Origin of the sequence: Kitasatospora sp. NPDC004669 (assembly GCF_040609455.1) — a bacterium.
Classification (GTDB): domain Bacteria; phylum Actinomycetota; class Actinomycetes; order Streptomycetales; family Streptomycetaceae; genus Kitasatospora.
The window spans coordinates 69376-80506 of the sequence record NZ_JBEXKB010000034.1; the positions used below are offsets into that span (position 1 = coordinate 69376).

The 11131-nt window shown below is 75.2% G+C and carries 12 protein-coding genes and 3 tRNA genes; 5 read left to right on the plus strand and 10 right to left on the minus strand.

Going from position 1 to position 11131, the window contains the following annotated elements:
• The 5 genes from ABZW30_RS26205 to crcB (ABZW30_RS26225) all read right to left on the minus strand — a co-directional run.
• A partial coding sequence (locus ABZW30_RS26205) for a DEAD/DEAH box helicase (protein WP_355673640.1) occupies positions 1-1720 on the minus strand: 1720 nt, incomplete at its 3' end.
• A gap of 194 nt (positions 1721-1914) precedes the next feature.
• Positions 1915-2613: a hypothetical protein gene (locus ABZW30_RS26210; protein ID WP_355673641.1), complete on the minus strand. Its 699-nt coding sequence runs from the start codon at positions 2611-2613 to the stop codon at positions 1915-1917.
• 266 nt (positions 2614-2879) lie between these two features.
• A complete protein-coding gene (gene crcB, locus ABZW30_RS26215) occupies positions 2880-3254 on the minus strand; it encodes a fluoride efflux transporter CrcB (RefSeq protein WP_355673642.1) in 375 nt (124 codons plus the stop codon).
• Positions 3251-3613, minus strand: a complete 363-nt coding sequence (locus ABZW30_RS26220) for a DUF190 domain-containing protein (protein WP_355673643.1) — start codon at positions 3611-3613, stop codon at positions 3251-3253. The genes crcB (ABZW30_RS26215) and ABZW30_RS26220 overlap by 4 nt, the downstream gene beginning before the upstream one ends.
• Complete coding sequence (crcB, locus tag ABZW30_RS26225; RefSeq protein ID WP_355673644.1) at positions 3610-4125, minus strand: fluoride efflux transporter CrcB; 516 nt, start codon at positions 4123-4125, stop codon at positions 3610-3612. Before crcB (ABZW30_RS26225) ends, ABZW30_RS26220 begins: the two co-directional genes overlap by 4 nt.
• 70 nt (positions 4126-4195) lie before the next feature.
• Here crcB (ABZW30_RS26225) and ABZW30_RS26230 point away from each other — a divergent pair, with 70 nt between their 5' ends.
• The 4 genes from ABZW30_RS26230 (at position 4196) to ABZW30_RS26245 (ending at position 4954) form a co-directional block, all read left to right on the plus strand.
• Positions 4196-4537 (plus strand): metallopeptidase family protein, encoded by a 342-nt coding sequence (locus tag ABZW30_RS26230; protein ID WP_355673671.1) that lies wholly within the window; start codon positions 4196-4198, stop codon positions 4535-4537.
• Between the two features lie 114 nt (positions 4538-4651).
• Positions 4652-4724, plus strand: a tRNA-Glu gene (locus tag ABZW30_RS26235).
• 55 nt (positions 4725-4779) lie between these two features.
• Positions 4780-4853: transfer RNA gene (locus tag ABZW30_RS26240), tRNA-Asp, on the plus strand.
• 27 nt (positions 4854-4880) lie between these two features.
• Positions 4881-4954, plus strand: a tRNA-Phe gene (locus ABZW30_RS26245).
• A 102-nt stretch (positions 4955-5056) separates the two neighbouring features.
• Here the strand turns inward: ABZW30_RS26245 and ABZW30_RS26250 are convergent.
• Together ABZW30_RS26250 and ABZW30_RS26255 are read right to left on the minus strand one after the other, a co-directional pair.
• On the minus strand, positions 5057-6103 hold the full coding sequence (locus tag ABZW30_RS26250; RefSeq protein WP_355673645.1) for an alpha/beta fold hydrolase: 1047 nt from the start codon (positions 6101-6103) through the stop codon (positions 5057-5059).
• Between the two features lie 27 nt (positions 6104-6130).
• Positions 6131-7042: a zinc-binding dehydrogenase gene (locus ABZW30_RS26255; RefSeq protein ID WP_355673646.1), complete on the minus strand. Its 912-nt coding sequence runs from the start codon at positions 7040-7042 to the stop codon at positions 6131-6133.
• Between the two features lie 238 nt (positions 7043-7280).
• Here ABZW30_RS26255 and ABZW30_RS26260 point away from each other — a divergent pair, with 238 nt between their 5' ends.
• Complete coding sequence (locus ABZW30_RS26260; RefSeq protein ID WP_355673647.1) at positions 7281-8315, plus strand: LysR family transcriptional regulator; 1035 nt, start codon at positions 7281-7283, stop codon at positions 8313-8315.
• Here the strand turns inward: ABZW30_RS26260 and ABZW30_RS26265 are convergent.
• From ABZW30_RS26265 to ABZW30_RS26275, 3 genes are all read right to left on the minus strand, one after another.
• Positions 8230-9438, minus strand: a complete 1209-nt coding sequence (locus ABZW30_RS26265; protein WP_355673648.1) for a serine hydrolase domain-containing protein — start codon at positions 9436-9438, stop codon at positions 8230-8232. The genes ABZW30_RS26260 and ABZW30_RS26265 overlap by 86 nt on opposite strands.
• A 127-nt stretch (positions 9439-9565) precedes the next feature.
• Positions 9566-10507 (minus strand): hypothetical protein, encoded by a 942-nt coding sequence (locus ABZW30_RS26270; RefSeq protein WP_355673649.1) that lies wholly within the window; start codon positions 10505-10507, stop codon positions 9566-9568.
• On the minus strand, positions 10504-11022 hold the full coding sequence (locus ABZW30_RS26275; RefSeq protein WP_355673650.1) for a SigE family RNA polymerase sigma factor: 519 nt from the start codon (positions 11020-11022) through the stop codon (positions 10504-10506). The genes ABZW30_RS26270 and ABZW30_RS26275 overlap by 4 nt, the downstream gene beginning before the upstream one ends.
• Between the last annotated feature and the right edge of the window lie 109 nt (positions 11023-11131).

The window sequence follows — 11131 nt, forward strand, 5'->3', positions numbered from 1 at the left end:
TGCCGCCGGAACGACGGTCGTCACGGTCCCGGTTGAAGCCGCCCGAGCGACGGTCGTCACGGTCCCGGTCCCGGTCGCGGTCCCGGTCACGCGCGAAGGCCGGACGCTCGGTGCGCGCCTCGCGGTACGACGGGGTGCGCTCCTCCGTCTGCGGCGCGGCGGGGGCGGCCTCGGCGGCGGCCGGGGTCTCGGCGGCGGCCTGCTCGCCCGCCTCGTCGGCGGCCGGGGCCTCGTCCTCGATGCCCAGCTCGGCCCGCTCGCGCGCCGCACGGGCGGCCAGGCGGTCGGCCTCCTCGCGCAGCTCGGTGGCGCGGCGCTGCGCGCGCTCCAGCTGGCGGGTCATGTCGGCGAGCTCGCGCTCGGCGGCACCGGCGATGTTGGCGGCGCTCTCGGCCTGCACCTCGGTGAGCGAGCGGGCGCCGGTGATCTTGGCGACCTCGGCGTCGAAGGCGTGGTCGAGGATGTGACGCGAGGCGTCGACGCCCGCGTCCTCCATCAGGCGGAAGACGCCGCGGCGCTGGTGCGGCAGCACCAGGGTGACGACGGCGCCGGAGCGCCCGGCGCGCGCGGTGCGACCGGAGCGGTGCAGGTAGTCCTTGTGGTCGCCGGCCGGGTCCACGTTGAGGACCAGGTCGATGCCGTCGACGTGGATGCCGCGGGCGGCGACGTCGGTGGCGACGACGACGTTGACGTAGCCGTCCTTGAAGTCGCCGAGGACGCGGGTGCGGGCGCCCTGGGTCATGCCGCCGTGCAGCGCGTCGGCCTTCACACCGGCCTCGATGAGCTGCTCGGCGACGCGGTCGGCGCCCATCTGGGTACGGACGAAGATGATCGTGCGGCCCTTGCGGGCGGCGATCGCGTTGGTGATCGGCGCCTTGTCCTTGGGCTTCACCACGAGGATGTGGTGGGTCATGGTGGTGACCGCGCCGGCCGACGGGTCGACCTCGTGGGTGACCGGGCTCTTCAGGTAGCGCTTGACCAGGGTGTCGATCTCGTTCTCCAGGGTGGCGGAGAACAGCAGGCGCTGGCCGCCGGCCGGCACCTGGTCGAGGATCTCGGTGACCTCGGGCAGGAAGCCCATGTCGGCCATCTGGTCGGCCTCGTCGAGGACGACGGTCTGGACGTCGGCCAGCTTGGCCGAGCCGCGGTTGATCAGGTCGCGCAGGCGGCCCGGGGTGGCGACCAGGATGTCGACGCCGCGCTCCAGCGCGTAGATCTGGTTCGACATCGAGGTGCCGCCGCAGACGACCTTGAGCTTGAGCCCGAGCACCGAACCGAACGGCTCCAGGGCGTCGGCCACCTGCATGGCCAGCTCGCGGGTCGGGACGAGGATCAGGCCGCGCGGGTGCTTGGGCTTGGTGCGCTCGCCGTCGGCGAGGCGGGTCAGCAGCGGCAGGCCGAAGCTGAGGGTCTTGCCGGAGCCGGTACGGCCACGGCCCAGCACGTCCTTGCCGGCCAGGGCGTCCGGGATGGTCGCGGCCTGGATCGGGAACGGGGTGGTGACGCCGCGCTTGGCGAGGGCGCGCACGACGTCGTCGTGCAGGCCCAGGTCGCCGAAGGTCACGGTGGGCTCGACGGGCTCGACGATCTCCTCGGCCTCGACGGCGTCGGTGGTCAGCTCGACGTCGGCGGCGTCGGTGGCGGGAGCGGTGGTGTCGGTGACATCGGCGGCGGACTCGCTCGCGGGCATGGCGAAGCGGGCGTCGTCAACGAGAGACATGCAAAACCTTCCGGAAGTGGCACGCGCCAAAGTCCGGGGTTCTGTTTCACAACCGCCTCTATGCGGTCAGCCACGGATCGCCGGAACGCGCCAAGGGCGCCGATGGGAATGGGGCGCCAGTCAAATGAATCAAACGAACGATCTACCACCATAGAGGACCCCCGGGATCGGAGGCAAATGCCCTGGTCAGCCCGCTACTGTCCACCCGCGCGGGGGCTCGGGGCCGAGGAACCGGAGCTTCCCGAGGAGGGCTGGGGGGCCGGCGGGACGGTCGCGGCGGGCGTGGTGTGCTCCGGCTCGGGGGAGCCGGACGGGCGGCTGCTCGGGGTGGCCGACGGGGTCCCGGCCGGGCCGCCGGAGCGGCCCTCGGCGGTGCCGCCCGTACCGCCGGGGCCCGCGGTGCCGCCGGTACCGGTCGAGGTGCCGCCGCCCGGGTGCGGCGCGGGGCTCTGATTCCCGCCCCCCGTAGAGCTGTTGGCGCCCGGCGCGCTCTCGGGAGCGCCCGCCCCCGGCACCGGGACCACGCCGGCGACCGCGCCGTTCGCACCGGGCGCGACCTCGCCCGCCACGGCGGTCGTGGCCCCCACGGGCGCGTTCTCCGCCTGCAGGCCCCCCTGGCGCTCCGGGCGCCCCGAGACACCCCCCGGGTGGCCGGCGGTCGGCAAGGCCGAGGGCCCGCCCGTCACGCCCGGCCTGCCCGCCGGACCGGCCTGCCCGACCGGTGCCGCCCCGCCGTGCTTCTCCTCCGCCACCGGACCGACCGACATGCAGCCGGTCAGCCCCAGCCCGGCCACCGCCAGCACCGCCGCCGCCCGTACCGCGCGCGACCGCCGGACCGCCGGCTCCCGCGTCTCCCGCACCGGCGCGGCCACCCGCACCCGAACCGCACGCACCGCCCGCACCGAAGCCACCGAGCTCCCTCTCTGCCACCCCACCCGGGCCGCCCACTGGCGCGCGGCCGCTTTCGGTGCCCAACGCGCGCCGGGTACGGCGGGACACGGGCTGCAGGGCAGTTCCCGGCGCCTCCCGATCACCCCCGGGCCGGGGTCCGGGCCGGGGTCCGGGCCGGGGTCCGGGCCGGGGTCCGGACCGGGGTCCGGACCGGGGTCCGGGCCGGGGTCCGGGCCGGGGTCCGGACCGGGGTCCGGACCGGGCCCGCTCAGCCCCAGAGCGCCGAGGCCAGCTCCGCGCCCGCGTACACCGCGGTCAGACCGGCCGCCAGGCTGCCGGCCACGTTCGCCACCGCGTACCGCACGGCGCCGGACTCGGCCAGCCGCAGGGTCTCGTACGAGAAGGTCGAGTAGGTGGTCAGCGCCCCGCAGAAGCCCGTCCCGACCAGCAGCTGGACGTGCGAGGAGGCCGCCCCGGCCGCCACCGCGCCGGTCAGCAGGCCGAGTGCCAGGCAGCCGAACACGTTCACCGTGAAGGTGCCCCACGGGAACACCGAGTCGTGCCGGGACTGCACCGCCCGGTCGGTCAGGTACCGCAGCGGCGCGCCGACCACCGCGCCCACCACCACCAGCAGCCAGTTCACTCCGCTCCCCCGCCCCGGTCGGCCCTACGGCCCGTGTACCGGACGACCTCGCAGTGGTCCAGCACCACCAGACCCTCGGCCACCAGCTCCTCCAGCTGCGGCAGGAACGCCCGCACCCGCTCCTCCTGGTCCACGATCACCACCGCCACCGGCAGGTCCTCGCTCAGCGACAGCAGCCGCGCCGTGTGCACCAGCGACGAGGCGCCGAACCCCTCGATCCCCCGGAACACGCTCGCCCCGGCCAGCCCGGCCGCCCGCGCCCGGTGCACGACCTCGCTGTACAGCGGGCGGTGGTGCCACATGTCGCTCTCGCCCACCAGCACGGTCAGCCGCAGCGCCGGCCCGCCCAGCCGGCTCACCGGGCACCCCCGTCACGGACCGGACGGCGGATCAGACGCCGGGTCAGCACCGCCGCCGCCCACACCGCGCCGAGCGCGCCCAGCAGGGTCAGCCCCAGGTACGCCAGCCCGGGCCCGAGCCGCCCCGCCTCCAACAGCCGGCGGATGTCCACCGAGTAGGTCGAGAAGGTGGTGAACCCGCCCAGCACCCCGGTGCCGAAGAACGGCCGCAGCAGCGGATGCGCCGGCCGCCCCTCGGTGATCGCCACCAGGAACACCCCGATCACCGCGCAGCCGACCACGTTGATCAGCAGCGTCGTCCACGGGAACGCCGTCGGCCCGGTCTCCCGGCCGAGCCCGGCCGCGTACCGGGCCACCGCCCCGATCGCGCCGCCCACCGCGACCACCGCCACCGCCGGCCCCTGCCCGCGCAGCACCGGCGGACGACCGCGCACCGCCGCCGCGGCGGCCGGCGGACCGGTCCGCGCCGGCCCCTCCGCGGTGTCGTCCAACGCATCCTCCGAGGTCGCCATAGCCCCATCAAACACCGGCGTCCGCTGCCTGGCACACCGTCACCCCAGACCCGACAATGATCCGGTGGAGATGACCCGGGAAGAGTTCGAGACGCTGGTCGGCGACGCCCTGGACCAGATTCCCCCGCACCTCGCCGCCATGATGGACAACGTCGCGGTCTTCGTCGAGGACGAACCCGACCCCGGCGACCCCGAACTCCTCGGTCTCTACGAGGGCACCCCGCTCACCGAGCGCGGCGAGTGGTACGCCGGCGTGCTGCCCGACCGCATCCTGATCTACCGCGGCCCCACCCTGCGCCACTGCGAGACCCGCGAGCAGGTGGTCGAGGAGGTCCGCACCACCGTCATCCACGAGGTCGCCCACCACTTCGGCTTCGACGACCACGAGCTCGGCGAACTCGGCTGGTCCTGACCCCCCGCCGGGGCCCCGCCCCCCACCCGGCCCAAACCCGTTTTGGCGATCCGCCCGGCATCCCATATGCTTCTCGACGTCCCCGAACGCTGGAGACAGCGGGACAGGCCGCAAGCCCTCATCGTCTAGTGGCCCAGGACGCCGCCCTTTCAAGGCGGTAGCACGGGTTCGAATCCCGTTGGGGGCACGCAGTACCGTAGTAAAGTGCAGTGCCGCAAGACCTTAGTGGTTCGCCACTACAAGGTCCCGTGGAGCAGTTGGTTAGCTCGCCACCCTGTCAAGGTGGAGGTCGCGGGTTCAAGTCCCGTCGGGATCGCTCGTCTCGCAAGAGACGGTGCAGTACGGCCAGGTAGCTCAGTTGGTACGAGCGTCCGCCTGAAAAGCGGAAGGTCGCCGGTTCGACCCCGGCCCTGGCCACAACCGGGAAGCCCCCGTAGCGAATTCGCTACGGGGGCTTTCGTCGTTCCGGGCGGCCGGGTCCCGACGCCGGGTGTCCGGCACCGGCGGATCCGGGTCCGCTCAGGCGAGCCGGGTGGTGAGCCAGTCGGCGGTGGCGGGGAGCCAGTCGGGGAGGGCGGTGCCCAGGAGGTGGTTCCCGTGGGGGACGAGGAGGAGCTCGGCGTTCGGGGCGTGTGAGGCGAGGGCGGTGGCATCGGTGACGCCCGGAATGCGGTCCTCGCCGCCCTCGACCACCAGCAGCGGGAGCGTGATCGCCGGGGCGAGGACGGTCAGGTCGACCCGGGCCGCGAACGCGCGGGCCGCCTCGGGGCCGCCGCAGCGCTGGGCGAGGGTCTCGGTGACGAACGGGACCAGGTGCTCCCAGTCCAGCCGGTACGGGCCGCTGACCGTCACCGCGGCGCGCAGCCGCGGCTCACGGGCGGCGGCCGTCGCGGCGTAGTAGCCGCCCAGGCTGAGGCCGATCACGGCGGTGCGGGCGGGGTCCAGGCCGTCGCGGTGGGCGAGCGTGTCCAGGGCGCGGCCGACCACCCGGTGGTAGTCCGGCTCCGGCACGCTCGTGGCGGCCAGGACGCCCTGCCCGGGCCCGTCGATCGCGAGCACCGCGACACCCCGGACCAGCAGGGCCTCGGCGACCGCGTGGAACTCCTCCTTGCCGGAGTCCATGCCCGGTACGACCACCACCACCGGGGCCGGCTCCCCCGCCGGGGCCGGGCGGCGCAGCCAGCCCGCGAAGCCCTCGCCCTCCACCCGCTCCGCGGTCGGCTCCAGCAGCGCCAGCGCCCGCCGCATCGCCTCGTCGGCCTCGGCGGCGAGCCGGGCGGCGGCTGCCCGGTCGGGGTGCGGGAGCAGCCCGGCGACGTGGAACCAGCGGGCGGCGTCGCGGTAGGCGGTTCCGGCGGTGACCGTACGGCCCTCGGCGGCGGCGTGCTCGGCCGCCACGGCGTACCGGCGCCCGGCGGCGCCGAAGACGGCCGGCCAGTCGCGCAGCGTGGTCAGCGGGGCGGTCACCCGGGCGTACTCGTACGGGTCGAGGCCTGCGCCGTGGGCGCGGGGGCGGTTCGCCTCCACGAAGGCGGGCAGCTGCTCGGGGGCGTCGACGAAGGACATCTGTGGGGTTCCTCTCCGGGAGGGGGGTCAGGCGACGGTCAGGACGGCCTTGCCGCGGATCCGGCGCTCGCGCAGGTCGGTGAGCACGGCTGCGGTCTCCGACCAGGGCGCGACCCGGCCCAGCTCCGGGGTCAGCCGGCCCTCCCCCGCGAGGCGCACCAGGGTGGCCAGGTCGGCGCCGTCGGGCACGTCGGAGTCGGCGTAGTGGAAGTGCCGCAGGGTGGCCGACTCCGGGCCCTTGAAGAAGTCGAAGAAGTCGAGGGTGGCGGGCGTCCGGGAGGCCTGGCCGAACCAGATCAGGGTGCCGCGCCCGGCCAGCCGGGCCAGTGCGAGCGGCAGGGCGGTGCCACCGGTGGACTCCAGCACCAGGTCGTACGGGCCGCGCGCCTCGCCGAGGTCGTGCAGCACCTCGGCGGCCCCCAGTTCGGCCAGCCGGTGGCCGCGCTGCGGGGAGGCGGTGACGACGGTCAGCTCGGCCCCGGCCGCGGCGGCCAGCTCGGTGAAGTAGTGCCCCACCCCGCCGGAGGCCCCGGTCATCAGCACCCGCCGCCCGGCCAGCGCCCCGGCGGTCCGCAGCAGTCGCAGCGCGGTGAGGCCCGCGAGCGGCAGCGCGGCGGCCCGTACGGCGTCCAGGCTGTCGGGCAGCTCGGCGAGCGAGGAGGTCGGCACGCACACGTACTCGGCCCACCCCCCTGCCGACGGGTGGCCGACCACCCGCCGGCACACCCCTGGCCCCGACCCGTCGGCGGCGGCCTGCACGACCAGCCCGGCGACGTCCTTCCCCGGCCGCCACCCGGGCCTGGGCGTCTCCAGCTGGAACGTCTCGCCACGGTTCACCGAGAAGGCCTCCACCTTCACCAGCGCCTCCCCGGCCCCCGGCCGCGGCTGCTCCACCTCCGCGAACCGCACCGCACCGCCCTCCGCCACCAGCGCCTTCATCCCCGCACTCCCTCCGCTTGATCGGACCCCCAGCTCACCGCGCCCGCCACCGGCCGCTCCAACAACCGGCGGCGGGCGACGACAACCGACGGTTGTCGGGCGGGGAGGAAGGGGGTGCGCCACGGGTCGGAAAGCACCGCCCCCCCGGGCAACGCCGCGGAGGCCCACACCGTGAACGCCCCACCCACGGCGCCTCCCACGCCGCCCCCGCGCCCGGCCCACCGCCTAAGGTGCCCGGGTGGATCTGGATCTGGTGCAGGTGCGGGCGTTCGTGGTCACGGCCGAGGAGTTGCACTTCGGGCGGGCGGCCGGGCGGTTGGGGATCAGTCAGCAGGGGCTGTCGAAGCGGGTGGCGCGGTTGGAGGCGGCGCTCGGGGAGCGGTTGTTGGAGCGGGATGCCCGCGGGGTGGGGCTGACCGGGGCGGGGCTGCGGTTCCTGGAGCCGGCCCGGCGGGTGCTGACGCAGGGGGAGCGCGCGGTGGCGTCCGTGCGGGGGGCCGGGCGTCCGTTGCGGATCGATGTGTGGGGGCACCTGTACGCGCCGATGCGAACGCTGGCGCAGGCGGTGGACGCGGCGCCGGGGCTGGAGGTGGAGCCGGTGCCGGGGCGGGATCTGCCGTCGGTCGCGGCGGCGCTGCTGCGCGGGGAGTCGGACGCGGGGTTCGGCCGGGTGCACGCCCTGCCGGACGGCGCCGACGCCGGGCTGAGGCACCGGCTGGTCCGGTTGGAGCCGGTGGACGCGTTGCTGTCCGCCGATCACCCGCTGGCGGGCCGGGACACCCTGAGCCCGGTGGAGTTGCGCGGCAGTGTGCTGCGCTATCCGGCGGCGGTGGACCGGCTGGACTTCCTGACCCGCTTCGCCGCCCGCTTCGGCATCACCGACCGGGTCGGTTCGACCAATCTGGGCCTGGAGCACTTCGTCGAGCAGGTCCGGGCCGATCCGACCTGTTTCTCGCTCGTCCCCGCGGACGGCCCGCTCCCCCGCCGTCCCGGCGTCCGTACCGTCCCGCTGGCCGGTCCGACCCCGCTCTACGCCTGGTCGCTGCTCTGGCGGGCCGACGCGGGCACCGACCCGCACCACCGGCTGGAGGAGCTGCTGGAGGCGTTCACGACGGAGGCGGCCCGCAGCCGGTGGCTGGAGTACGACCCGGCCCGCGACTGGCTCCCGGACGCCGATGAGGCCGCGCTCACCCCGCAAGGGCCTGGTACGCGAGCACCTCGAAGTCGCGCGCCACGGCCGGTGGAGCGGGGTTCTCGAACATCCGCTGGGTGAGCAGGACGCCGGTCAGCCGTTCGGCCGGGTCGTTGAACCAGACCGTGCCGAGCCCGCCGTCCCAGCCGTAGCGGCCGGGGGCTGCGAGGCCGGTGCGGGTGGTGGCGACGGAGACGCCGAAGCCCCAACCGGTGAGCTCGTCACGCCCCAACAACGGTGCTGAGGCGGTAAGTTGGACGGCGCTGAGGTGGTTGGTGGTCATCAGCTCGACGGCCGGCCGGGAGAGGATCCGGACGCCTCCGGCGCCCTCGCCGCCGGCCAGCAGCATCCGGGCGAAGGCGAGGTAGTCGTCCAGCGTCGAGACCAGGTCGCCGCCGCCGTCGTCGAGGCGCGCCTGCCGGGCCCAGGCGCTGTCGGCCGGGTCGTCGTACGGGACGAGCCGCCCGCTCGCCCGGTCGCGCACGTACTCGACGGGGAGCCGGTGCACCTGGTCGGCAGGGACGGTGAAGCCGGTGTCCCGCATGCCGAGGGGGTCGAGGACCCGTTCACGCAGCACCTCGCCGAGCGGCTTGCCGCAGGCGCGGGCGAGCATGATGCCGAGGACGGTCGAGCCGGTGTGGTAGTGCCAGCCCGCCCCGGGCTGGTGCAGCAGCGGCAACTCGCCGAGGCGGCGCAGGAATTCGTCCGGCTCGGGGTAGTCCGTCCGGGGTGGCCGGACGTCGACGCCGCGCTCGGCCGTCGCCCGGACGATCGGCGCGGACGGCGGGAGCATCGCGAAGCCGTAGCCGAGGCCGAAGGTGAGCAGGTCGCGCAGGGTGATCGGCCGGACGGCGGGCTCGGTGTCGTCGAGCGCGCCGTCCGGCCGGCGCAGCACCCGGCGGTCGGCCAGCTCGGGCAGCAGGTCGTCGACCGGGTCGTCCAGCCGCAGCAGGCATTCCTCGACCAGGGTGAGCGCGGCCACCGCGGTGACCGGTTTGGTCATCGAGGCGATCCGGAAGAGGGTGTCCCGCCGCATCGGGGCGGTGCCGGCCGTGTCCCGGCTGCCGAGCACCTCGACGTGGAGGTCGCCGTCCCGCACGACGGCGGCCACCAGGCCGGGCACCCCGCCCCGCTCGACGTGCCCGGACAGCACGTCGCGCATCCGCCCCCACCGGTCCTCGGACAGACCCTTCGCGCCGCTCATCGGCCACCGCCTTCCCGATCGTCGACGCTTCGTCACGCCACCGGTCCACTGTGACGTGCGGCACTGACAATCGGGCGCAGCGGCGGCTCAGCCCGCGACCCGGCGCCGGATCACCAGCAGCGCCGGATCACCACCAGGTGGCCTGGGTCCGCAGCACAGACCCGTCCGCGGCGTAGGAGGTGGCGGTGTTGTCGGTGGAGCCCGGCTTGCGGACGACGGCGTACCAGTGGACCGGGGAGTCCCCGACCGCGACCGGCACCGCCTCGACGGAGCCGCCGGTCTTCCAGGTGACCACGACCTTCGCGACCTCGGGTCCGACCGGGACGACCACCATGTCCGGGCGGCCCGCCTCCCCGACCACGCGGTTGAGCATCACGCCCTTGATGACGCCCGCCGCGTCGTCCTTCGCCGTCCCGCCCGGGGCGGTGGTCGTCTCCACGAAGTCTCCGGGCTGCCGCTTGCCGTCCGCGATCAGATAGACGTCGACCCGGTCCGTGTGCGGCTCCCAGACCGGGTTGCCGCTCTGCTCGGGGTTCGACGACAGGTTCGCGTCTGCGGCGCGCCGCTCCCCCCAGATCAGCCGGCCCTGCTTGAGGCCGTCCCCCGCGGTAGGGGCCGCCGGCCACAGGGCGACCCAGGCCTCCAGGGCGTGGCCGTTGACGGTGCCCTCGCTGACCTTGACCCGGATCGGTGTGAACGGGTCCCGCGCGGTCCCGGACGGAGCGGCCGAAGCCATCGGGGTGGGGGTGGCCGTCGGGGTACCCGAGGCCGACGGGTTGCCCGAGGCCGACGGCCTGCCCGAAGCGGTCGCAGCCGCAGCGGAGACGGCAGCCACCGAGGCACCGCCGGCTCCCCGCCCGTACCCGCCGATCGCCGTCCCCGCCCCGGCCACGACCACGACCAGCGCCGCGGCCGCCCCTGCGGTGACCAGCCGCCGGCGCCGCAGCCGACGCCGGCCCCCGGCCATCAGCCGGTCGTACGGAACGACCCCGATCTCGATGCTCTCGGCCACGTCGCTCAGCCCGTACGACGCCGCGGCCTCGGCCCCGGCCATGTCCTCGTCGCTCATCTTCCGCCTCCGATGGTCGTCAGCCCGTTGAGTGAGGAGGCCTCCCGGAGCTTGGCCAGTCCCCTGGCCGCCTGGCTCTTCACCGTCCCGACCGAGCAGCCCATCGCCGCCGCGGTCTGGGACTCGCTGAGGTCCTCCCAGTACCGCAGCACCACGGCCTCGCGCTGGCGCGGGGGCAGGGTGGCGAGCGCGGCGAGCAGCACGGCCCGGTCGTCCGGGTCGGGTCCGCTCGGGGCGGGCCGGTCGGGGACGGCGTTGACCAGGTACTCGGCCGGTCTGCGCCGGAACCGCCGGGCGTGCTCGTTGATCAGGATCCGGCGCACGTAGGCGTTCGGGTCGTCCGCCGCCCGGACCCTGCTCCAGGCGGCGTAGGCCCGCTCCAGCGCCTGCTGCACCAGGTCCTCGGCGCCGTGCCGGTCCCCCGCAAGCAGGTACGCCGTACGCAGCAGCCGTGACCACGCACTGCCGGTGAACGCCCGGAACTCCTCGTCCCGTGCGGTCTTCTGGGCTCCCATGAGCACCTCCTCGACCCCCCAGAGCCCGGAACCGTCGCCGACCGTTGCCCGTCGTTCGCGATTCCCCACCGGCGGCTGTGACACTGGAGGGGCTCGAAAACCGAGGTGC

Coding starts and splice junctions, on each gene's coding strand:
- ABZW30_RS26230 (WP_355673671.1), top strand. CDS start 4,196: ATGACCCGGGAAGAGTTCGAGACGCTGGTCGGCGACGCCCTGGACCAG.
- ABZW30_RS26265 (WP_355673648.1), bottom strand. CDS start 9,438: ATGAGCGGCGCGAAGGGTCTGTCCGAGGACCGGTGGGGGCGGATGCGC.
- ABZW30_RS26270 (WP_355673649.1), bottom strand. CDS start 10,507: ATGAGCGACGAGGACATGGCCGGGGCCGAGGCCGCGGCGTCGTACGGG.
- ABZW30_RS26255 (WP_355673646.1), bottom strand. CDS start 7,042: ATGAAGGCGCTGGTGGCGGAGGGCGGTGCGGTGCGGTTCGCGGAGGTG.
- ABZW30_RS26275 (WP_355673650.1), bottom strand. CDS start 11,022: ATGGGAGCCCAGAAGACCGCACGGGACGAGGAGTTCCGGGCGTTCACC.
- ABZW30_RS26250 (WP_355673645.1), bottom strand. CDS start 6,103: ATGTCCTTCGTCGACGCCCCCGAGCAGCTGCCCGCCTTCGTGGAGGCG.
- crcB (WP_355673644.1), bottom strand. CDS start 4,125: ATGGCGACCTCGGAGGATGCGTTGGACGACACCGCGGAGGGGCCGGCG.